The 24,743-nt window shown below is 47.4% G+C and carries 6 protein-coding genes; all 6 read right to left on the bottom strand.

From position 1 onward, the window contains the following. Positions 1–11: 11 nt before the first annotated feature. Genes J2Z28_RS01240 through J2Z28_RS01265 form a run of 6 tightly spaced genes read right to left on the bottom strand, consistent with a single transcriptional unit; the run spans position 12 to position 24,686 of the window. Complete coding sequence (locus J2Z28_RS01240; RefSeq protein WP_211080859.1) at positions 12–1,331, bottom strand: aspartate aminotransferase family protein; 1,320 nt, start codon at positions 1,329–1,331, stop codon at positions 12–14. Further along, complete coding sequence (locus tag J2Z28_RS01245) at positions 1,328–2,308, bottom strand: ACP S-malonyltransferase (RefSeq protein ID WP_280530793.1); 981 nt, start codon at positions 2,306–2,308, stop codon at positions 1,328–1,330. The genes J2Z28_RS01240 and J2Z28_RS01245 overlap by 4 nt, the downstream gene beginning before the upstream one ends. Continuing rightward, positions 2,305–3,456 carry an acyl-CoA dehydrogenase family protein gene (locus J2Z28_RS01250; RefSeq protein WP_211080861.1) on the bottom strand — a complete coding sequence of 384 codons (1,152 nt, stop codon included), beginning with the start codon at positions 3,454–3,456 and terminating at the stop codon, positions 2,305–2,307. The genes J2Z28_RS01245 and J2Z28_RS01250 overlap by 4 nt, the downstream gene beginning before the upstream one ends. Then, a complete protein-coding gene (locus J2Z28_RS01255; RefSeq protein ID WP_036668520.1) occupies positions 3,453–3,710 on the bottom strand; it encodes an acyl carrier protein in 258 nt (85 codons plus the stop codon). Before J2Z28_RS01255 ends, J2Z28_RS01250 begins: the two co-directional genes overlap by 4 nt. Beyond that, the gene (locus J2Z28_RS01260) at positions 3,707–7,903 is read right to left on the bottom strand and encodes a beta-ketoacyl synthase N-terminal-like domain-containing protein (RefSeq protein ID WP_211080862.1); all 4,197 of its coding nucleotides are present in this window, start codon (positions 7,901–7,903) and stop codon (positions 3,707–3,709) included. The genes J2Z28_RS01255 and J2Z28_RS01260 overlap by 4 nt, the downstream gene beginning before the upstream one ends. Then, positions 7,893–24,686: a non-ribosomal peptide synthetase/type I polyketide synthase gene (locus tag J2Z28_RS01265; RefSeq protein ID WP_244988054.1), complete on the bottom strand. Its 16,794-nt coding sequence runs from the start codon at positions 24,684–24,686 to the stop codon at positions 7,893–7,895. Before J2Z28_RS01265 ends, J2Z28_RS01260 begins: the two co-directional genes overlap by 11 nt. Positions 24,687–24,743: the final 57 nt, after the last annotated feature.

A 24,743-nucleotide genomic window follows, 5' to 3' on the forward strand; every position in this document is an offset into this window, starting at 1 on the left:
TTGAGCTACCATTAGATCAGCTCGTCGTAGATCTCTTTCATTTCTGCAAGTGCTGCAGGGACACGCTCACCGAACCAGGCAACATCTTGCATATCAAGCAGGATATTCGGATACATCCGCGAGAGCGTAGATACCAGAACACCGTGCTCAGCAAGCTTGCTATTTAACAAAATATCAAAAGACATCAATTCAAACGTATAATCAGCCGTATCCGTAAGCGGCTCCGTGCAGCAGTGATAAGAAGCACAGCCAGACGGCCCTTGAACAATTAAAGGCAGACCTACCTTCACTGCTTCCTGGCAGAGTATGTCATGCATCATCTCAGCGTGGCGGTTCATGCTGTGCATCGCCTGTCCTCCATTGCGGCCCAACATTTCCAGCGTAGCTTTTACAGCAGCTGTACCTAATGGATAGCCATTAAACGTACCCGCATGAATTACTTTTTTGTCTACAAGCAACTTCATGATATCCGCTCGGCCAACCAAGGCTGACACCGGAACTCCGCCACCCGCGATTGCCTTCCCAAGTGTAGTCAGATCGGGCGTTACACCGAATAACTGTTGGGCACCACCGAGTCCCATACGGAAACCTGTTATAATCTCATCAAAAATGAGCACGACTTGGTACTGATCACATAACTGTCTGACTTTTTGCAGATAACCCGGAGCAGGCATGACTCCGCCTCCATTTACACAAACCGGCTCCATGATTACTGCTGCAATGTCGTCTCCATGCTGGCGAAATAGTTCCTCCAGACGGGGTGCGTCATTCCATGGCAAGAGGTAGGATTGAGATTCCATGGCGTCCCTTGCCCTCCCCTTTGTTCCTTTCATGTCACCAGGATAGTCTGAAGGTATAGGCAAACCTGTACGTGCAGACTTGCCACCCATAATATTGTCCGCATTACCATGATAATGGCCTTCAAAACGTACAAAGCGATTTTTACCTGTCCACGCCCGGGCAAGACGAAGTGCATTCTGGACAATCTCCGTGCCTGATAACCCAAAACGAATCATCTCTGCTGAGGGTACATATTGATGGATCAGTTCCAGAGCCTCTGCATCCAGATCGCAATGACTTACGGAAAGAACACGGTCAATGGTATCCTTCAGACACTCGTTATACTCCTCGTTGCCGTGGCCAACAATGAGGGCACCAAAGCGGGCATATAGATCCAAATACTCGTTGCCATTCATGTCCGTCACTCTGCTGCGGGAAGCATGCTTGAAATGGAGCGGCGTCTCTTCCCAAGGAAGGTGAAAATTATAGTGCACACCTCCAGGCAGCCATTGTTTCACCCGCTGGTTGTACTGCATCATCTCCGTGATCATCCCGTATCTCCTCCCCCACTTGTCTGGTTTACTGCTTCATATCGCTCCAGTAACCTGGACCGATCTTGCGGATCATCCAGCGAATAGGCTGCAGGCAAGGTCTTATTCTCAGCCAGCATATTTCTTACGCTCTGGCCTGGACCGATATCGATCCATACCGTCGCTCCCAGATTTTGAACACGTGCCAATGCCTGATTCCAGCGAATGGGTTGCAAAAGCTGGCTGCTCAGCAGCTTAGGAATGTCCTCGGCTCCGCGAATGAACTCACCATGTACTGTAGAGCAGATGGGAAACACCGGTGCAGAGAAGGAAATCCCTGCAAGCATCTCTTCAAGTTCAGGCTGAATGAACTGCATCAACTCGCTATGATAAGGTGCATCTGCCTTCATTGGCATCATGCGAAAAGGAATGAATTCCCCACCGTAGCCATCCACCTGATCATCCAGCAGTTGAAGACCCTTCGCAGTACCTGCGACGACAAACTGTCCGGGTGAATTATAACCGGAGATCGTCACATACTCGTTCTGACGAATATTCTCGACTAATTCTTCAAGCGCTTCTTGGGTTACATCAACGACAATACCCGCTCTTCCTTTTTGCTCCTGAATGGAGCGATGCATCAACGCACCACGCTGAGCTGTAAAACGGATTCCATCAGCAAATCGCAATGCTCCCGCCGCTACTAAAGCCGAAATCTCCCCCAAACTGTGACCTACTGCATAATCTGGAGTCATTCCTGTCCGGCGAACAAATGAGTCAAATAGAACGTAGCTTGCCGTCAGTACAGCAGGCTGAGCATATTCAGAGACCGTCAATTGATCCAGGGTCCCTTCCATAACCAGTGCCTTCAAATCAAATCCGATCACCTCGCTCGCTTCTGCAAAGATCTGATTCGCCTCCGGCTCACTGCCCAACAACTCGCTGCACATTCCGATATACTGGCTTCCCTGGCCGGGAAATAGCGCACAGAACGTCATACGCTACCGCCACGCTTGTAATAGGCTTTTAATCCGTAATGCGAGATCATCTCCTGCTGCATCTGAGAAGAACCTTCAATAATCTCCAGAATTTTGGCTTCCTTATACAGCCTGGCAACAGGATATTGGTTACTAATTCCGTTCGCACCATGAACCTGTAGCGCATCACTTGCAACTTCAACAGCAACTTTGGACGTAAAATATTTGGCGATCGTTGTCTCCATGGCGGCCTGCGGGTCCTTGGCTTCTCTCAGCTCGGCTGCACGTAAACATAATGCTCGTGCTGCATGGACTTTTGTCACCGCATCTCCAATCATGCCGCGAATCAGCTGAAAATGACTCAGCTTCTGATCAAATTGCTTCCGCTTCCTTGAGTAAGTCACCATGGCATCCAGCGCTTCCTGCGCAATCGCCAGCCCTGCCCAGGCAATGCTATATCTGCCCTGGTCCAGCGCCCCGGTTACGATGTACTCAAAACCTTCATTCAGACGTCCAATAATGTGATTCTTTGGTACACGCACCTCATGGAGATCAATCTCAGCTATACCTGTCTCTCCCGCAACCATGACACCTTCAATAGGTTTGGTCTGTACACCCTCAAACTGGCGTTCGACCCAAAAAGCAGTGCTTCGTCCCTGATTCGAAGCAATAATGATAAATACATCTGCCAGATGTCCAAACGTGATCCACTTCTTTTTTCCATTCAAAACATAACAGTCCGATTCTTCTCTCCACTCGGTCTTTACACTTTTGGCATCCGAACCAACTTCCGGTTCAGTCAGGCCAAAGGCAGCAATCCATTCTCCCTTCACCAACTTGGGCAGCCAGGACGATTTTTGCTCAGGCGTTCCGAAACGTACCAAAGTTTCACTTACAAGTGAAGTATGTACCGTTAACAAGCTGCGAACGGCTGGAAGAGCCTTGCCAAATACTTCAGTCAACAGCCCGTACGACTTAGGGCCGAGACCCATGCCGCCATATTCAGCCGGGATCGAGGCAGCCAAGTAACCTTTTTTAGCCATGGCACGGATCAATGTTCTGGGAATGGCTTGCTGCTCTTGAATCTGTTGAGCATAAGGACGAATTTCACGGGCAGCAAACAATTCAGCTTCATGAATGATCTCTTGCTCAATATCCGCTTCAATCATTCGGCAACCCCCTCTTGAAGAAGAGATTCATTGAGATAAGCGGCGAATTCGGCAATTGTTTTGTATTCAAACAACGCAACCGGACTGATGTCAACTTGAAGATGCTTACGCGCACGATTAATGATCTTGAGCGCCTGCACAGATGAGACACCAATTTTCAAAAAATTCATCTCTTCATCGATGTCCTCTGGCTCCTGATTCAACGCTGCAGCAATCTCGCTTTTGAGAAAAAGCTCAATTTCTTCTTTTGTCATATCATGACCTCCGTTCCCTGATTCACATCTATCCAATGTACATACGGCTCGAATGGGTGTGCTGGCAGATGTACAATCTGGCCAGAGCCATTCGGATGTAACTGTTCCCAATCCAGCGCAGCACCACGTACATAAAGCTGTCCCAGCAATAAAGCAAGCTGATCCTCCATGGTAAGTGTCGGCTCGGCAGACAGGCGGATGAAGCTCTCCTTGCCACTGTATTCAAGCTGCTGCTCTGTCTGATCTGCAGCAATTATAATTACAATGTCGGCGTTTGCCATCTTGCCAGGTGTGTCTTGCAGACTGTCTAACGTCACTCTGTTGTTCACTGGAATGGATTGGCTTGCATGAGCGCTGTGATGTTCCTCGCCATCCAGATGTAAACTGGATACAAGTTCCTCTCCTGCAGCTATTCCTCGAATCTCTTGAATGGAAGGGACCAGACGTACAAGTGTCTCAAGCAAGGTCACCCAGTAGTTCAAGGTTGATACCGTATCTTCATTAGAATCGTCTGGCCTGAGTACCTTACGAGCTTGAGCTTCATCTTCTCCGAGAATCTCATGCCCCCCAACCACAATATTGACACGAGCAGCTCGGTTTCTAGGCTTGAAGCCAAATTCCATTTCTTCGATGTTCCACTCTCCGGTTGAACTGACAGCTACTGCTGCACGATACCGATAATGTTTTCTATATCTGTTCCGGGTAAAACAAAGATCCTCTAGTGCCAGGTCCGCATGTTTCTTCACATATTGCTCCGTGTTATCAATCAGCTTTTTTAAAGCCTGCTCTGATTTGGCAGAGAACGTTAACAACTGGCCGCGTGCCGGGGCAGCTGTACGGACAGGGGCTTTCCATTCTTCCAGCACAATATGGGCATTCGTACCTCCCAGGCCAAAAGAACTGATGCCTGCCTTCCGTGTTTTTCCTTCAGGTACATCCCACGTTTTATGCTCGCTAACGATATGGAACGGCGATTGCTCCAGTCGGAGGGCCGGATTCGGATTATCCATATGCAGACTTGGTGCCAGTTCCCTATGCTGCATACTGAGCAGAACCTTGGCAAGACTGGCTCCACTGGAGGCTGCAAATAAATGACCAATATTGGTTTTGACTGAACCTAATCCAATCGAATTGTCGCTTGTATATCCCTTTTCCCGGAACAGCCGGAGCAAGGCATTCACCTCAATTGGATCTCCAATTCTTGTCCCCGATCCATGTGCTTCAATATAAGAAATCTCGCTCGGGTTTAGGTTGGCGTCGCGATAAGCGGCACGGAGTACCTCATATTGCCCCTGAGGGTTGGGTGCCATAATTCCAAGGGAATATCCGTCGTTATTCACCGCTGTCCCGCGAATCACACCATAAACATGCTTATTGTTGCGAATTGCCTCTGTTAGCGGCTCCAGATATACAACAACAGCACCTTCTCCCAAGACTGAACCATCTGCTTCCCGGTCAAATACCTTCGTATGTTGAGTGGAAGAACAGATTCCAGCATTGCGTGATAGTTGATGAACATGCGGTGTAGCCAAAATGTTCGCTCCACCTACAACTGCCCCAGAGATACGCTTGTCCTGAATGGCCGCCACAGCTTGTGTCAGTGCTACCAGAAAAGAAGAACATGCTGTGTCTATGGACAGTGCCGGCCCTGTAAAATTATACATGTGTGAAATGGAGGCCGCTGCTATATTGGACATATTGCCTACCATAGCGTGAGAATGAACAGCCTTTCCCTGGCTCCGGTTCATATAATCAATAACCAGATCGAAGTATGTGCTTGGGTTAATCCCTACATACACACCCACATCACGCTTATCCTCATGATCCACGAGCATACCTGCATCCTCCAGCGCCTCATGAGCAACTTCCAGCAGCTTCCGATGTTGCGGATCCATAAATGCAGCTTGTTCAGACGGGATTTCAAAGAACTCATGATCAAACGTATCCGGTTGCTTCAGTTCCCCAATCCAGTCATCCCAACCGGGTTGCTTGGAACGTGTTGCACGCTCTAAGCTAACCCGGTCAACACTATCTAACCCGTTAACCAGATTGCTCCAGAACTGCTCTTGGGTGTCGGCATCAGGCAGACGCAGAGACAGTCCGGTAATAGCAATAGCACGATGTACATTCAGGTGATTATCTGTTGTTTCAGCTTGTTCAAAGTCCTTCTTTTCTGCTGGAAGTTCCTGCAGATATTCCACCATCTCATGTACTGTACTGCAAAAAACAAGTAGTTCTTGTCCTAATTCACGTCCCATATGTGCAGACAGCTTGTCAAGTAATTGATAGGAGAGAATGGAATTGCCTCCAAGTGCGAGAAAAGAAGTATCCATCTCAATCTTTCCTGCGGGCAATTGAAGAATTTCGGCCCAGGCTTTACGTACGATATACTCCAAAGACGATGCGGAAACCGTCTCGTGTTGTTGTTGCGTGTTTTCGCGAATCAGCTCTTCAATGGCCTCGATGTCCTTGGTAAATACTCCACGCTCATATTCGTTTCTCAGCATGAAGCGCTGAACCTTGCCACTCGTCGTTTTGGGAATAACCTTGATTGGGAGAACATGGGTGATCTCAATACCCAATCCAGCCCTCATACGTTGGATCAGATCCTGTCGTACCTCCAGAAACTGTGGAGCGCTCGATTTGTATTTAACAAATACAAGCAGCTCCTCTACTTGTTTGATGCTGTTAAAGTGCCCGACTACCGTCAGATTCCCTCTCGGAATGCTGCTATTCTGGTACAAAATTTCTTCAAGATCATGCGCATAATGGTTCTGTCCCCGAATAAACACAATGTCCTTGATACGTCCGCTTACAACCAGGGAGCCATCAGCCATATAACCCAAGTCTCCAGTGCGAAGCCACCCATCCACATACATTTCACGATTGATCTCCGGAAGACTGTAATATCCGGAGGTTACCGATTCCCCACGAATCTGGATTTCGCCGACAACCCGCTCATCCAGCACTTCACCCTGTTCATCCGCAATCCGGATCTGAATCCCTGTCATGGGATATCCTTCATGGACAAATTCGATCACATCCGAAGTATGGCTATCACTGCTAGGTAGCTGGACTGGCACAGCCAGTCCTTCCTGCACCAGCCGTGTACGCGAAATACGTTCAATTCGTGGCTCTTCCCCCAGTCTGGAGGTACATACACCTACTGTCGCTTCTGCCATGCCATATGCAGGAAACATCATATTGGGACGATAGCCACAAGAGCTGAATTTTTTGACAAATCGCTCGATAACAGACGTTGATATAGGCTCTGCACCATTCAAGGTCATACGCAGTGAAGACAGATCCAGCGTTGAGAGCTTGGAATCCGGGATCTTCTGAACCATCCATTCGAAACCGAAATTGGTGCAGCAAAACCATTTTCCCTGATGCTCCGTAATCTTGCGCAAGAACAGATAAGGCGACCGTACGAAGGTATAAGGTGACATCACCATGATATTGGCTCCACTCAGGACGGGTGTCAGGTGCTGTCCAAAAATCCCCATATCATGCGTATGCGGCAACCAGGTAAACACATTATCTCCTTCTTCAGCTCCAAGAAAAGTCTTGCATGCAATACTGTTGGCGATAATATTGTGATTGGTTAACTGCACACCTTTGGGAATTCCCGTGCTTCCTGATGAGAATTGCAGGAACACAATGTCATCAGGAGAGGTTGGGCATAGATCAGCCATCTGCTGGCCTGCTTGAAGCTGGTTCACGCTAATCAACATAAGACCTTTGAATACCGGACTTTCCCCAAGCTGCTTATACTTGGGCATGTAGGCTTCCTCGACGATAACGACTGGACGCCCGAGTACCTCCCACACTTTCGTGAATTTCTCCAGACCGGCTGAGCCTGGTTCCCAGGCAGCCGGAGGACTAACCGGGGCGACAATAATGCCCCCCAGCATACAAGCCCAAAATGTACGGTAAAATTCCTGTGACTGGTCAACTTCCAAAATAACGACCTGTCCTTGTTGAATGCCTTGCTCCTGAAGAGACTGCAGGTACTTGCGCGCCTGCATCAGTAATTCAGGATATGCTTCAAACTGTTCGTCACCTGAAGAGCTGATATAGGTCATTCCCTTTTCTGGATGAGTATCTGCAATGTAGATTAGCATCTCAGCCACTGTTGAATAATGTTCTGGCACAATCAGCTCGGGTCCTCGCTGTATGGATTTACTGGACATGTTGCACCTCCATTGCCTCATTGTGAACTACCACTCTCACATCGCTACCAAGCTTGTCATCAATCAGCTGTTTCATACGTTTGATGTCCAGACCAGCCTGACAGGCCAGTTGTACGTACAGACACTCTTCGTCGTAGCGAATAACCCATTCGAATTGGGCGAGTCCCGAATTCGAATCTTGGTCATCCGACGACTGAGACGACATTGGGATCGCTTCGCTACTGGAGATGAAGCCTTGATAATTAAACAGAATCATCTGACGCGGCTCCTGTTCTGCTTGCCTGTAGGCAGTTCCCAATTGTTCCTGTATGCCATCATATTGTGCCGAGAGGGAAGAATCATGTGTAAGTGCCATAAAGTTAATGCTGTGTTGCTTCGTAAATTCCAGACGTTCCAACAGATCTTCCTGTGTGAATTCACTGTCTACCAGCACTGGAATTAGATCTAGGAATTCTCCCACATAATCATAGTAGGATTCTTCGCCATACTCCCTTCCGTAATGCACCAGGGCTATTGGCAATTGGCTTATGTTCAGATAAGCCGCAATGATGTTGGCAAAAGTTTCAAAGCATGTCCACCACACATCTGCAGGCTCCTTCCCTGCAAGGGACAACTCGGCAGTCATCGCTGAAGGCGACAATGTTTCTGTTTCCTTCAACTTGTTCATGACGATGGTGTTACATCTATTCCATGCTTGAAGTGAAAATTGTTTCTCTATTTCATCTTCTGATACCCCTTTGGGGCCTTGAGACAGAAAATTTACATAATCCTCATAATTTCGTACTTGGTACAGAAGATCACTCTCGATCTCTATACCTTGCGGTCTATATAATGCCTTCGACTCAAGTTGCTGCTTGATGATCTGGGCACTCATACCATCAAACGCAAGGTGATCAAAACTCCAAATCAACTTATGCTCTGTGGCTCCTGTACGCAAAATACACAGACGCCAAGGTAGTTCCTTCAACGTATACGTTTTGTGTAACAGAGACTGAACCAGTTTGTACTCCAACTGCTCAATCGTAGCCGGAGCATAATGACGAATATCAAGATATGGGATAAGCTGTTGCAGCATGTCCGCCGCTAACGACATATCACATGGATGCCAATACAATTGTTCTTCCTCATATATCATGCTGTGCAGCAACTGATGCCGGGATATAACCCCAAGAATCAGGTGTTTTACAGCTTGTTCATTCAATTCGCCTTCCAGCGTTGTTGTAAATCCGCTTGCTCGTGAAGTCGTAGAAGAATGTGCTTGTTGAATTGGAGATAGTGGGAATTGACCCATAGGGGTCATGCCCGCCATAAAAGATGAAACCTGATTGCAGCTGTTTAAGACATGCAGGACCAGGCTGTCCAGTTGTTTCTCATGAAGTGTTATGTCCTGTGGTATGACTATCGGGGACTGAATATGCAGGCTATCTTCGGACCAAACTGACGCCGGAGGATTAATATCTACCAATTTGGCAAGTCCTCTAACTGTCGGATATTGGAATAATTCGTTCACATTGATGGCAATTCCTTCTTTTGCCAAAATTTGAGTGAATGCAATCGCTTTGAGCGAATGCCCCCCATTTTGAAAGAAGTGATCTTCCACACCAATGCCCGGATTACCCAAGATCTGTCGCATGGCGGCAAGAATGACACGCTCCGTTTTTGTCCGAGGTGAACTCACTTCCAGAGACGGCTGCTGCTCTTCAACCAAATGCTCGGACAATGCCCTTCGGTCCACTTTGCCATTGGCATTAATCGGAAGATGATCCATTCGAATAATTCGTGCAGGCACCATGTACTCTGGCAGCTGCTGGTGAAGTTCTCTTCGAATATACTCAGCATCTGCTCCAGTATCGGTTGTATAAAAAGCGGCAATGTATAGACTTCCTGATGGTTCTGTAACTGTCATGACAAAGGCATCACGAACTCCCGAAAGACGCTCCATACAATTGCCTATCTCCGATAACTCAATGCGGAAACCTCTAATTTTGACCTGGAAATCCGAACGTTCAATAAAAATCAGACTGCCGTCAATCAGACGTTTAACGATGTCACCTGTCCGATACATTCGTTCTCCCTTGCGGAAGGGATCATCAAGAAAGTGTTTTCGGGTAAGATCCTCACGGTTAAGATATCCAATACCCACCGCATCCCCACTGATATACAGTTCACCTGGAACATTAGGTGGCACAGGCTTCAGCGCATCATCCAGAACATACAAGGCTGTGTTAGACAGGGGGTAACCTATGGGCAGTGAGCCATTATAAGGCTCTGTTTGCTGTAATAAGTGGTAGGAGGCAAAAAAGGTTGCTTCCGTTGGCCCATATCCATTTAACAGCCTGCCCGGCCCCACGCATGCAAGCGCTTTGTTGGCATGACTCACCGATGCAGCTTCACCACCAAACATCACTCTACGCACATTCTTCAAGCAATCAGCATCCCAATCCACCAGCATATTAAACAAGGATGTCGGAATATAAAATACTGAAATCCGTTGCTGTTGTATGACATCCGCCAAACGAGCCATATCCAAAATGGTCTCTTTTGAGATTAATACAAGAGTAGCGCCATTTATTAATGAAGCAAAAATATCGAAAATGGAACCGTCAAACGCATAGTTAGAAATTTGCAGGATACGATCCTCTGGCACGACGGTGACAAAATTACTATTTTTCATGACTTTGGTCACATTGCGATGACTCATCACGGTCCCTTTCGGGGTTCCTGTTGACCCTGATGTATAAATGATATAAGCCGGGTCAAGAGCAGTCTTGTTCATATGTTCAACGGGCTTCTGCATGTCGCCTGAATCAAATGCTGCGAGTTCATCTGCCGGCACGATACAAGGAACTACAGATTGCCATGTGGAGGCATAAGCCGTTTCAGTCAATAACACAGCCGCATCGCAATCTTGCAAAATAAATTCAATTCTCGATGGCGGCGAAGCCGGGTCGATCGGGACATAACTGCAGCCCACTTGGAGTGTAGCAAGAATACTGATCATCTGGATCGGTCCACGGTCCAGAATCAGAGCAATACTAGAGCCTGATTTCACCCCTTGTCCAAGCAATCTGAACGCCAGCGACTGAACACGTTCATACAGATCCGCATAGCTCCATTCACCGTCTTCCCAGACCAATGCTGTCTTCTGTGCATGCACATGAACTTGTTCCTCGAACAATTGGGAAATGGTCGCATCTCGCGGATACTGGGCGGCATTATCGTTGACTCCGTACAGCAGCCATTCCTCTTCCTCCGGTGTAGTGAGCTTAATCTGACCAATTCGTTCATTATCCCCTGTTACGATCTGAGACAGGATATACCGGAATTTATCCAGCATCAGTTCCATGGACTCCGCTTTAAACAAATCTGAGCGATAGTCAAGTTCAACCGTGTAACATTGCTTATGCTCGACCAGTGTCCAAGTCAGATCAAATTTGGCATCCACCTTACCTTCGACCCATGGTTCAAGCATCAGTTCCCCGGCTTCAGGATCATCGGTTCCCATATTAATGTAATTTAGCACCACATCAAATAGGGGGTTGCGGCTTAAATCACCGAATAGACCAAGTTGTTCCACTAGTGCTTCATAAGGATAATGCTGATGCTCATAACAGGATAACAGCTTGCCACGCATCTCATTCAAATACGTCTCTGTGGACCATTCTCTGTCCATGCTGGTGCGAATGGCAAGCATGTTCACGAACATACCCATAACGTTATTGAGTTCTGGCTTCTCGCGCCCCGCAACCGCTGTACCTACGACCAAGTCGTCTTGACCCGTATACTTCCAGATTAATAGATTCAAAGTTGCCATGAACAACATATAGGGTGTAAGCCCTTGTTGAGTACAGAAGTCATTGACCTGTGTGCTTAACGACTCACCAAGTTCAATGGAACATCTGTCTCCGCTGTAAGATGACGCGCAATGTCTCGGGAAGTCTGTTAGCAATTCAACCGGGGCAGGCATGTCCTCGAATTCCCGTATCCAAAACTCGGCGTCTTCAACAGATTGTCCATGTGACGCAACTTCATCACGCCATTCCGCATAATCCTTATACTGGATGTCAAGAGATTGCAATGTTTCTCCTCTGTACATGCGTGCAAAATCCTGCATCAGGATCGCAATGGAACTCTGATCCGAAATGATATGATGCATGTCGATGAATAAGATGTGTTCCTCTTGAGAAAGGCGAATGAGCTTAACACGAACCAATGGTGCGCTGGTCAGATCAAAAGGCTTGATCCATTCCATGACCTGCTCTAACCCTGCCGTTTCTAATTCCAGCAACTCCACCACGCTTGGAACCTGATCCTCGACAACCTGGAAAAGCTCACCGTCAATCATTTCAAATCTGGTACGGAATGCTTCATGTCTCTCTACCAGTGCATCCATTATTACTCTGAATTGCGTAGGGTCAAGTTTTCCCCTTACCCTATAAGAGCTGGCGAGATTGTATGCCGTACTCTCACCTTTCATCCACTCATGCACCACATACATTCTTCGCTGTGCAGAAGTGGTCTTGTATTTCTCTTTCTTAGTTACAGGCAAGATTGGGTCCACTGAATCAGAGTCACTTGTAGCCTGATGTTCAGCAATCCATTGAACCATGTGTTCAAATACAGAATGATCAAAAACCTCTTCCAGCCCCAAATTTAATCCAAACATTTCTTTAATCCTCGACGCCAAGGAAATCGCTTTTAATGAATGACCTCCAAGCTCAAAGAAATCATCTTCAAGGCCGACTGCTCCATTACCAAGCAACTCCTGCCACAATTGCGATAATACATGCCTTATCTCATCATCAGTCCGTTGAACCCTGACTTTCCCGTATGGAGATTGGTCTAATGCTGCGATAGAACCCGCTGCAACCTGCGACATACCTGCAAGCTGATACAACGCAACATCATGTTGATGAACAATGGGGTCAAAGGAATACGTCGGCAGGGAGATTTTTTGCCTACGCCCCGTTCCGTTTAACTGTTCCCAATCCAGCTCCATGCCAGAGCACCAGCAAAAAGCAAGTACTTTCATTAAATACACGTCTGCCTCAAGCAAGCTCTGACGATCTCCAGTAAGAGCAATGATGTTTGGCTCTGAAAATGAATCCGGGGCTATTTGTTCTGTATCCTGCAGCTGATTCGAAACGATCCACAGCGTATGCCCAGCAGATTCAGAAAGCGTCTTGCGATTTAGCAGCGTAAACAGGAAATTTGGAGATAACAGTGGTGCAATACTCGACGCAAGGTCTGTTACAGTTGCATCTGTCATCCTTCCTGTCAAAGCATCTGACAATGCTCCTTCTTCTAGTGACCAATGCTCCAGATTGTATAGAAGCCCCACGGCATGTACTGGATCAAGTGCATCACTAATAACCAACCCCACGAGTTCGCCAACGCCTTGTCCACAGACAGCATCTGGCTTGACACCAAGCTGCATCACGGTTTTATAAAGAGCATATTGCACAACAAAGCACTGCATGCGCTCAAGCCTTGAATCGGTTAACGATCGCCCTATGCCTTGGCGGATGGCATACTGTTCCTTGGACTCAAAGAGGTTCAGTATCTCTTCAAAGTGCTGTTTGAATATCTCTGAGACCTGGCTGCGATACACAGAAGCATATAGTTCCCGAATCTTGCGCGCTTCCCAACTTGCATTTCCGCTGAGATAAAACATGACCTTAGGCTTCCCATTTATCACACTTGCCTGTGTCTCAAACTCCACAGATTGCTCGCTTGGCGGAATATAACCGTCTACAACGATTAGTGCTTTACGATGAATGAATCTGCTTCTTCCCTTCTGTAGCGTCCACGCAGCATTGGGCAACTGCTCCGGCAATGCATGGATCGCCTGTAGAACCGAATCGTACGTGCGTTCCAGCGCAGATTCACTCTTGGCCGAGAAGGGCAGCAGAAGCAAAGACTCATAATTGGCTTGGCTCTCTTGGACGGGCGGCTGCTCCAGAATGACGTGAGCATTGGTCCCCCCGATCCCAAACGAACTGACACCTGCTCGCAGGATGCGCTTCGCGTCTTCTAATGGCTGTGGCTCCCTGTTGATATAGAAGGGACTATGCTCCAGCTCCAACATCGGATTCGTCCGATTCATGTGAATCTGTGGCGGAACCACCCGGTGATAAAGCGTCAGTACGGTTTTAATAAAACCGGCGACACCTGCTGCCGCATCAAGATGCCCAATATTGGCTTTCACAGAACCTAGAGCACAATAATTTCTACGATCTGTTCCCCATGACTGCCTGAGCGCTTCGATTTCAATCGGGTCCCCCAGTTTGGTTCCTGTTCCATGCGCCTCCAGATAGGAAATCTCTTTTGGAGACACTCCCGAACGATGCAGGGCAGATTGAATAACCTTGACCTGCCCGGCCACACTCGGTGCCGTATATCCAATTTTGTCCATGCCATCATTATTAATCGCTGAACCTTTAATGACTGCATAGATATGATCTCCATCTCTCTGCGCGTCGCGGAGTGACTTGAGCACAACCATTCCACATCCATTACCAGACACAGTACCAGATGCCTGCTCATCAAACGTTCTGCAATGACCATCCTTTGAATAAATCATGCCTTCATGCCAGTGATAACCTTCTTTGAGCGGATAGGAGATAGAGACACCTCCCGCAAGTGCCACATCACACTCCCCCCGAATCAGCGATTCAGCAGCTTGGTGGATTGCGACCAAAGAAGTCGAACATGCGGTCTGTACGGCCATACTTGGCCCTCTCAGATTTAATTTGTGAGATACTCGAGTTGTAATATAGTCCTTTTCATTTAAAGTCATAGCTTCAAAAGCCTGTAGCAAATTACCGGAGCGACCTAGAAATTGCACCATCCATGGTAAGCTCAGTCCACTTCCGGCAAACAATCCTATAGCTCCCTCATAACTGTAAGGATCACACCCGGCATGCTCAAGCGCCTCCCATGAGCACTGATGCAGCAGCCGTATTTGCGGATCCATCATGTTGGATTCCTGATGCGGATATTCGAAAAATCCGGAGTCAAAATACTCAGTATCTTGCAGTACACCTTTGGCCCGTACATAATCAGGATGTTTGAAGTCTTCCGGTCGTACACCCGCAGCGGTTAGATCCTCCTCATTCAGACGGGTAATACCGTCCTTACCTGCCATTAGGTTATCCCAGAACTCCTCAATATTTCTTGAGCCGGGAAAATGCCCTGCCATGCCAATGACTGCGATATCCGACGAAGAAGAAATTCTGCTACTGTGTTCTGAAGCAAACGGGATACTCTGTTCCGGTCTGCCCTGATCTGGTCTTCTCTGTTCCACTTTGCTGTGTTCAACTGTGCTCCTCACATACTCTTTTGGAGCTGTTGTCGGGTCCGGGTTCGTAACAGGATATCCAGTCGAAGCGATATGTCCGCTCTCCTCTTGTACCTGTTGTGTAACTGTCGGCAGCATCTGCTCAGCCACCAGATGATTAACAAGTGATGCAATGGAGGAATGCTCAAACAGTTGCACCAGCGGAACGCTTTTATCCAGATAGGCATTCAGCCGATTATTGATCAGAATAAGCCCCAGCGAGTTGCCTCCGATGTCAAAAAAGTGATCATGGATATTAACCGTATCCAGATTCAATATTTCCTTCCACGCTGCAATGAGCATCTGCTCCAGATCAACTTTTGCCCGCTCCATTCCTTGAATCGATGAGCCATAAACCAGAGCCGGATTAGCATTCTCTCCCGTTTCAAAATCAGCCAGACGAAGGGCATTGCGATTCAGCTTGCCATTAGGCAGCACAGGCAGATTTTCCAGACGAATCAAGCGAGAAGGCATCATGTACTGTGGAAGCCGCTGCTTTAACCAGGTCCGAAGCTGTACGTCTTCATCTCCCATAACGGAAGGCCCAATCCCAGGCTTCAGACTGTAGAAAAGGATTAATTGCAATGAATGTTGCTCGGCCCCTTCTACCTTAACGACAGCTTCTCTTACACGTTCATAATTCATCGCTGCCTGCTCAATCTCGTTCAGTTCAATCCGGTAGCCCCGAATCTTCACCTGCTGATCTAACCGTCCCATTAACTCAACATCCCCATCCGGCAGTATACGGGCCAGATCGCCAGTTCGGTACAAACGGCCTCCCAAAACATTGGGGTTTGCAATGAATCGGGCATCGGTCTCAGCTGCATTGTGCAGATAACCGCGGGATAATCCTTTTCCTGCAATGCACAGCTCTCCATAACTTCCAGGTGGCAGTATTTCACCTTCATCATTCAGAATATAAATCTCTGTATTGGTAATGGGCTTGCCAATGGTAATCGCGGCTGTGTCATTCAATTCTTTGGTCGTTGACCAGATCGTAGTTTCCGTTGGTCCATACATGTTAAAGACTCTAGCGGGCGTAAGCCGCTTCAGATCGGTGAGGAGTCCCACAGGGACATTTTCCCCTCCGGTAAGAACACACCGCAGATTGCCCAGCGCTTGAGCGAATTCCGGATTTTCGACAAATGCCTTAATGCGTGAGACCGTGCTAAGAATGTGCGTAATACCATGTTCACGTATTCGACGTGAAGCAAGAGCCGGGTCAAGCTGCTCCTGCTCATTGGCCAGATACAGCGAATATCCGGTGCATAATGGTGTCCACACTTCAAATCCGAAAATATCAAAAGATATGGTCGTTACACTGATGATGCGATCTGTCTCATGTGCAAAAATATGTCGGTGCCTGATGTCCTCAACAAAATTGACCATCGCCTCATGAGTAATCATGACCCCTTTGGGACGCCCCGTTGATCCTGAGGTAAAAATCACACAGGACAGGTCCGAAGACAGGAAGCTTATGTCCGGGTTAACGGATGAGCGCACATCCTGGGCAGTTGGATCATACACGAATCGCTCTCCGTTAAAAGTCACTGTGCCTTCTTCATCAGGCGTACACAGCAATACGTTCATTCGGCTGTCTTCAATCATATTCACGATGCGCTGCGGCGGAAAAGCAGGGTCCAGAGGCACATAAGCCGCCCCAGCTTTCAGCACTGCCAATAGCATAATGATCAACGATTCATCTCGTCTGGACAATATGCCTACAGGTTCATCCCGGCGCACACCTTGATCAATCAGCTTCCAAGCCAGCGTATTAGCTTTTTCATTAAGCTCCCTGTAGGTAAAAGAGGCTCCGGATGATACAAGGAGAGCTTTCTTGTCCGGTGTGTGTTCTGCCTGCAGCTCGAACAGCTGATGCAGACCCACCGCAGGAGTGTAATCCAGACGTGGACCAGCAAGCAGATGGACTGGGTGCTCATGAGAACGCTCGTTTCTCTCAAACAGTTCGCTCAGAGACAGATTGGGCTGTTGTACAACCTCTTGGCAGAGTCCGATAAACTCCTGCATCATACCTTCAACTGTGTCCCGGCGGAACAGATCCATCGAGTATTCGATATATCCTTCAATCACCTGTTTCTCCCTGTTTTCTTGACAGGTCATTAACAGATCATAAGTAGACGTACCCGTCTCCACCGGAAAAGAACTGAATTGCAAACCATGAAGTTCAAGTCCATGCAAATCCATGTTCTGATAATCAAAACAAACATCAAATACCGGATTTCGGTTCAACTCACGTGTCACGCCCAGTTGTGCCACAAGCTCATTAAACGGATACTCCTGATACGCAAAAGCATCCAGTGTATGTTGTTTGAGTTCGCTTAAAAAATCAGTGTACGTACGATCAAACGTTGGAAAATTCCGCATCGCAATCATATTGACAAACATGCCTACCGTCTCTTTCCACTCCTCTTGCATCCTTCCTGCAACAGGCGTTCCTACCACAATGTCCTGCTGACCTGAGCGGTGTGCAAGAAGAAGATTCCACACACTTAGCATTACCATATACATGGATGCTTCCGATGAGGAAGCCAGCTCGTGCAAGTGTTGTGTTAACGAACGACTCAACGTGAAATGGAGACGTCCCCCTTGCATGGATCGCTGTGATGGACGCTCATGGTCAAGTGGGAGCTCCAGCACAGGTAAAGAAGGACCAAGATGGTCCAGCCAGTATGTTTGATGTGAATTGTATTCATTTGAAGCGAGACGCTGCTGCTGCCATACCGCGTAATCTTTGTACTGCAATCGGACTGCATGCTCTTTGCCAAAATATAAATCATTGAAGTCACGAGTGATGATTTCGACAGATGTACCATCCGCGATAATATGGTGAATATCAAAGAATAACAGATGCTTGCGCTCGCCTATCTTAATCAGTTCAACCCGCATAAGCGGAGCACTCCCCAGATCAAAAGGACGAATTAATGTCTCGATCATCGCAGGCAACTCTTGATCATCTGCCACATGCTGCTCTGCGTAGACCATACTTAAGCGAACTGAAGGTTGGATAATCTGAACGATCTTAACGCCCCGTATCTCAAACCATGTTCTGAGCGCCTCATGATGCTGCATCAACTTCTGCAAAGCAACCTCAACTCTTATAGGGTCCAATTCACCTTCAATAATGGTTGCAGACGGCAGGTTGTAGGCCGTATTGCCTGGATCAAGCATCGCTTGTGTGAACATACGCATCTGTGCAGAAGAGATTGGATACGCATCCATAGTGGGTGCAGATTGAATTGTCTGTTGGTCTACTTTTGGTTTCGCCATGACATAGAGATGCTCCGCCAGTTGAATAGGCGTTGAATGATTGAAAACATCTGCTACCTCAGGCTGAATTCCTAAATGAGACCGGATCCATGCAGACAAGCTGACTGCTTTGAGAGAATCTCCTCCGACCGCAAAGAAATTAACCTCTTCATCTAGATCATCGATGCCAAAAATCGTTCGATATGCGTTCAGGACAATCTGTTTCAGTTGGTCTGAACCACCAGTATAAACTGTCCCTTTTACTAGAGTAGAGCCACTTCCCTTACCCTGATCTGCATGCTGCCTAGCATCCCCGGTACCCATTCCTTCCACTGCTGATGAACCAGATAGAGAAACACTGACAGGATAGGATTGTTTGTTGAAAACATAAGTAGGCAGAGAGCATTTGCGCCGTACCGCCAGCCCTTTGAGCACCTTCCAGTCCGGTTCAATGCCTTCGCACCATAACTCCGCAAGTCTGCGGTTCACATAGATACTGTCCTGCTCCGTCTCCCTTACGTGACGTAGCATATTCAGTACCGTCTGGGAATCTCTTGATAGACTGTGCTGTCTGGCAAAGGAGCTTAGCGTTCGTCCTGCACCTACTTCAATTAATACAGCCCGCTCATCCTTTAACACTTCAGCCAGGTTTGATTCAAACAACACCGGCTGTAAAATATGACGGGACCAATAGTCAGGTTGTGTGATTTCATCGCCAAGCGCCCATGTTCCACTGGTATTGGACAGTAATGGGATCTGTGGCGTATGAAGTGAATGCTCTGCTAAATAACGTCTAAATTCCTCGGCGGCCTGACTCATCATTGGCGTATGGAATGCATGGGAAGTCTTCACACGAATGCACTTCCAGCCCAGTCCTTCAGCCTTGGCTTCCATCCTTGAAATGGCTTCAGCTGTCCCACCAACCACGCTGGAACCTGTAGTATTCACCAGGGAAAGCCACATGTCTTCCTCCAGTTGTGACTTCACCTGCTGTGCATCCGCCATAATGGCAAGCATAACCCCGGGTTGTTGTTGTTGCATCAGACGTCCGCGAAGTCGAACTAACTTGACAGCATCTCCAAGTTCGAATACACCCGCTACAGCTGCGGCAGCCAACTCACCAATGCTGTGCCCGATCATGCCATCTGGCTTGATGCCCAGATCCAGCAGCGACTTGGCCAGCGCATAACTTGTCATGAACAGTGCGAATTGGCTGTACTCTGTCTGGTTTATTCGCTCAGGCTGCTGATCCCCGTATACAACGGACAGCATATCTTCTCGTTCTTCCGCAGGCAGAAGGTCCAATATTTCCTGAATATAACTTCTGAAGATTGGAGCTAGGCCTGCTTGTTCTGTAGATCTGTATAGTTCTGCACCCATTCCCTGATACTGACTGCCCTGTCCGGGGAACATAAAGTATACGGGACGAGTGCCTTGAGCCGAATGGTATACCCGTGCTTTCCCCAGCTGCTGTATCAGCTTGTCCGGATTATCCTTCCATGTCTTATCCAGAATGAGTGCCTTACGATACGCAAAAACAGATCTACCTGACTGCAAGGTCCACGCTGCGTTCGATACAGATTGATTCGGCTGCTGAGTCAGATGTTCCATAATCCGTTCAGCGGTGCGGTTCAGCGAGTACTCCGTTTTGGCGGAAAAAAGCAATATATTTACGTCATCATCCGGACTGCACTTCTCCATCTCGGGAGCCTCCTCCAATACCATGTGAGCATTCGTGCCCCCCACACCAAATGAATTGATTCCTGCGCGCATGACTCCAACATTGCCCTGTTTCCAGTCCACCCCTTGTGCATTAACTTTAAAAGGCGTATTCAAAAAATCAATTTTGGGATTAGGCTGCTCATAATTCGCTGTTCCAGGGATATAACCTTGTCCAAGACTGAGCGCTACCTTGATTAAACCAACCACACCTGCGGCAGTATCCATATGTCCCACATTGCCTTTGACCGAACCCAGATAACAAAATTGCTTTTGGTCGGAAGCAAAGGCCCGAGTTAACGAGTTTACTTCAATTGGATCACCAAGCAACGTTCCCGTACCATGTGCTTCGATATAACTCACCGTTTCCGGGTCTACTCCGGCTACCTTATAAGCATCCTGAATGACTTCAGCCTGTCCGCTTACGCTAGGAGCAAGAAAACTGAGTTTCTCTTGTCCGTCATTGTTAATTGCTGAGCCTTTGATGACCCCGTAGATATGATCTCCATCCCGCAGAGCATCGGTTACCCGCTTCAGCACCACAATTCCCATACCATTGGAGAAGACGGTTCCACTGGCTGCCGCATCAAATGGACGACAGTGTCCATCTGTGGAGAACATCATGCCATCCTCAAATATGTAACCCCCTTCATTGGGCAACTCCACGGTAATTCCACCAGCCACGGCCACATCACATTCTCCAACGATCAAAGATTGACATGCCAGATGAGGTGTAACCAATGAAGTAGAACATCCCGTCAGAGCGGTATAGGCTGGCCCTTTTAAGTTCAGCTTATAAGCCATTCGGGTAGCGAGAAAATGATTGGTGCTGAGGGTAAATGCTTCGTATTTACTGCTATAGTTAGCATCGTTAAAAAGCACTTGACGGTACCATTCGAAGTCATCGGACCCGCCAAGGAACACACCCACCTTACCCGCTTCATCCGGTCTGCAGCCTGCATCCTCCAGCGCTTCCCATATTCCCTGATACAAAAGTCTGAATTGGGGAGACATCATTTTGGCTTCACCGGGAGTATAGTCAAAGAACCCTGCGTCAAACTCATCGATGCCGTTGGCACGTCCTTTTGCCTTGACATAACGAGATGAACGCAGCATCGCTTCTTCCACACCAAGCTCCCTCAATTCATCATCACTATAAAAGTGAATGCTTTCCCGCCGTTCAACAAGGTTACTCCAGAACTCCCTTATATCCTCCGCGCCCGGCACATTCACCGCCATGCCCACAATTGCAATGTCCTCACGCATAATGCCGTCTTTTCGTTGAAACAATTGTTCCCTTTCAGTCGGTATCCGAACTCCCTCATCTTTCGGTCCCAGCGCTGCAAATTGACGCAATGTCGGGCATTCGAAAAAACGAGGCACAGGGAACTCCACATCGGTATAATGTTTTAGTTTATTGTGAGCCTGAATGACAGAAAATGAATTTCCGCCCAATTCAAAGAAATGGTCATCGCGCCCTACTCTCTCAACACCGAGCACTTCGGCCCACACTTCGGCTATAATCCTCTCAAGCTCAGAAGACGGAGCGGTATAGAACGTACTGGAAGCGTGAGCATGCGTGATATCTGCCATGAGTGCCTTCCGGTCAATCTTCCCACTGCTATTCAATGGAAATTCGGATTTATGTACAAAAACGGATGGTATCATATATGCCGGTAACAAACGAGACAGGTGCTCTCTCAATTCGACAGAAGGCAGCTCCTGCTCTGACAGATAGTAGGCATACAGCAAGCCGGACCTACCTTCAAATGATTTCATGACTACCACGGTCTGGATGACACCCGGATAGGATGACAGGGTATTCTCAATTTCGCCTGTCTCCAGTCTGGCACCCTGAATTTTAACCTGGAAATCAATGCGTCCCAGATATTCGATCGTACCGCTTGGGAGTGAACGTACCAGATCCCCTGTGCGGTACATGTACCTGAAATGCTCTGCGTCCTGTCCTTCTTGAAAGAAAGGATTAGGGACAAACTTCTCTCGGGTCATCTGTTCCAGATTCAGATATCCACGTGCAAGCCCAACACCACTAAGACAAAGCTCCCCTGGAATACCTAACGGCTGAAGCTCATCATGATTTCCGACGACATACCATCTGGACTCATTGAGCGGGTAGCCAATCGGTACATTGCCCAAGCCTTCGTAATGGCTTAATCGATAATGAGAAACCCATATGGTGCATTCGGTTGGACCATAAACATTTTCAAGACTTGCTTTAATGCCTAACCTGTTAAATTTCTCAATGATGTCTGGCGTGACTGCCTCTCCGCCAACAAACATCCATCTCAGCGTGTCCAATGCTGACAGATCGGAGCGAAGCTCCATCGTTTCCAGAAAAAGACGGAATAGCGTTGGAACAAAGTTGATGTGCGTAACCTTATGTGATGCCACCGTAGACACAATACGAGCAGGGTCTTTTTCTGCTCCAGACTCAAGAATACTTAGTGCGCCTTCACCCATGAACCAGCCGAAAAGTTCCGTGGCCGAAACATCAAAGGTATATGCCGTTTTCAGCAAGTAAACATCCTGCGCCTGCATTGGAAAACGACGCTCCAGATCAAGCAGTGTATTGACTACGCTATGATTTTCAACCATGACTCCTTTTGGCTTGCCTGTTGATCCGGACGTGTACATGATATAGGCAAGGCTATGCGGATTCAGCGCCTCTTCGAGGTTTGAGACATCCCCCGTATAGGCCTGATCGCCCTCAACGTAGATGTACTGGACATCCAGAGTCTCGTCATCTTTTTCGGGCTGCATAGCCAGCACTACGGATATGTCTGCATCCGATATAATATAGGCCTTTCTGGACAAAGGATAGGAAGGGTCTACAGGTACAAAAGCACATCCGGCTTTTAATACAGCCAATAGGGCAATGACCATATCCGAGGAACGTGGCATCTGCACGCCAACTGCTGCGTTATCACTTTTTTTACTCGCAACGATCTGCCTAGCCAATTGATTCGCTTTTGCGTTGACCTGCGCATAGGTCTGCTGCTGCTTCCCTTCCATTAGAGCTACCCGCTCCGGGAAACGTGCTACTTTATCGTGAAATATATCCATAATATGTTGTGGAGTGTAGGGAAAATAAGAAGTTTGATTGAATCGGTACAGTAGGTTTTCTTTCTCATCCTGCATCAGGAGGCTGAACTCCCTGATTTTTTGCTCAGAATTGGTTACTAGTTGATTCAGCAAATATAGAAATCGTTGGCCCATTCGCTCCATTGAATCTTCACGGAACAAGCTCGGTTTATATTGCAGCTTCAACTGAGCACCTTGCGGTAAACGACTCAACACCACCATCAAATCTCCTGGGAACGTAACCTTATCCTGATCCAGAATACGAGTTCCGAGCATATCTTCCTCATAGGAATCATAAACAAAGGAGATATCAAACAACGATGGTGATCCGGGTTGAGCCTGTAACATGCTGTCTCTGACAATGAGGTTATTGGGATATCCGATGTTCCTGTACGTATCCATCCAGGTTGTGGCTACTTGTTGCAGCAGAGGTTTTAGAGTTGATTCGAGGTCAATATGGAATCGCATAGGCAACATATGGACAAAACATCCAATCGTTTCTTCCAAGTCCATACCGGGACGATGAGAATATGGGGAGGCAAAGGTGATATCGTCTGTACCGACATATTTACTCATAAGAATGCCAAAGGCACCCATAAAGAACATAAAAACGGTTACTTCATTATCTTTGGACATCTGTGTAATATCAGCCATTAACGATTCCGAAATATCAAATCGCAGTTCATGACCAATTCCTTCTTGTACAGAACCTGCTGGAAAGTCGTGCTTTAGAGAAAGAGGTTCCGCTCCCTTCATTTTGTTTAACCAATATTCCCGCTCTTTGGAGTACTTGTTTTCGTGCAGTTTCTTGTTCTCTGCCTCAACATAAGAGATGAATCCTTCATCCAGCTTGACATCCACAGGCTGATCTTCAAGAAGACACGTATATGACTGAATAAGTTTGTTTTTCATCAGTTCAAGCGACATGCCATCACATATTAAATGATGAATACATAAGGTCAGAATATATCGGCTTTTATCCATCTGAACAATCATTATACGGAACAGAGGACCTTTCTCCAGCTCAAAAGGTGTCCCGATGCATTCATCCACCAGTGCTTCTAACTGTTGTTCCTTTGGATTCTCCTGATTCTCGCTACTTAGGTCCCACAAGGCAAGTGAATAATCCATATCTTCATGAACGGATAACACGGGTACATCATTTTGAATCTCAATCCGAGTACGCAGCACCACTTGCTCATACATAAGCAATTCGATGGATTGGCGAAATATCTCCATTTGAAGATGATCAAATTGCATTGAAGCTGAGATGTTATACGAAGTGGGATCATTCACCTGACAATCAAAATAGATTCCCTTTTGTGTTTCGGAAAGTTCAACGGTTTTTTGTACCATCACGACCACACCTCATCGTTTAATTGAGATTCAAGCTGTGTAAGGCAAAAAATCAGT

The sequence above is a fragment of the Paenibacillus xylanexedens genome (assembly GCF_017874615.1).
Taxonomy (GTDB): domain Bacteria; phylum Bacillota; class Bacilli; order Paenibacillales; family Paenibacillaceae; genus Paenibacillus; species Paenibacillus xylanexedens.

What these genes read in the sequence shown, in the direction of transcription:
- J2Z28_RS01240 (WP_211080859.1), bottom strand. Translation starts at nt 1,331, where the DNA reads ATGATCACGGAGATGATGCAGTACAACCAGCGGGTGAAACAATGGCTG.
- J2Z28_RS01245 (WP_280530793.1), bottom strand. Translation starts at nt 2,308, where the DNA reads ATGACGTTCTGTGCGCTATTTCCCGGCCAGGGAAGCCAGTATATCGGA.
- J2Z28_RS01250 (WP_211080861.1), bottom strand. Translation starts at nt 3,456, where the DNA reads ATGATTGAAGCGGATATTGAGCAAGAGATCATTCATGAAGCTGAATTG.
- J2Z28_RS01255 (WP_036668520.1), bottom strand. Translation starts at nt 3,710, where the DNA reads ATGACAAAAGAAGAAATTGAGCTTTTTCTCAAAAGCGAGATTGCTGCA.
- J2Z28_RS01260 (WP_211080862.1), bottom strand. Translation starts at nt 7,903, where the DNA reads ATGTCCAGTAAATCCATACAGCGAGGACCCGAGCTGATTGTGCCAGAA.
- J2Z28_RS01265 (WP_244988054.1), bottom strand. Translation starts at nt 24,686, where the DNA reads ATGGTACAAAAAACCGTTGAACTTTCCGAAACACAAAAGGGAATCTAT.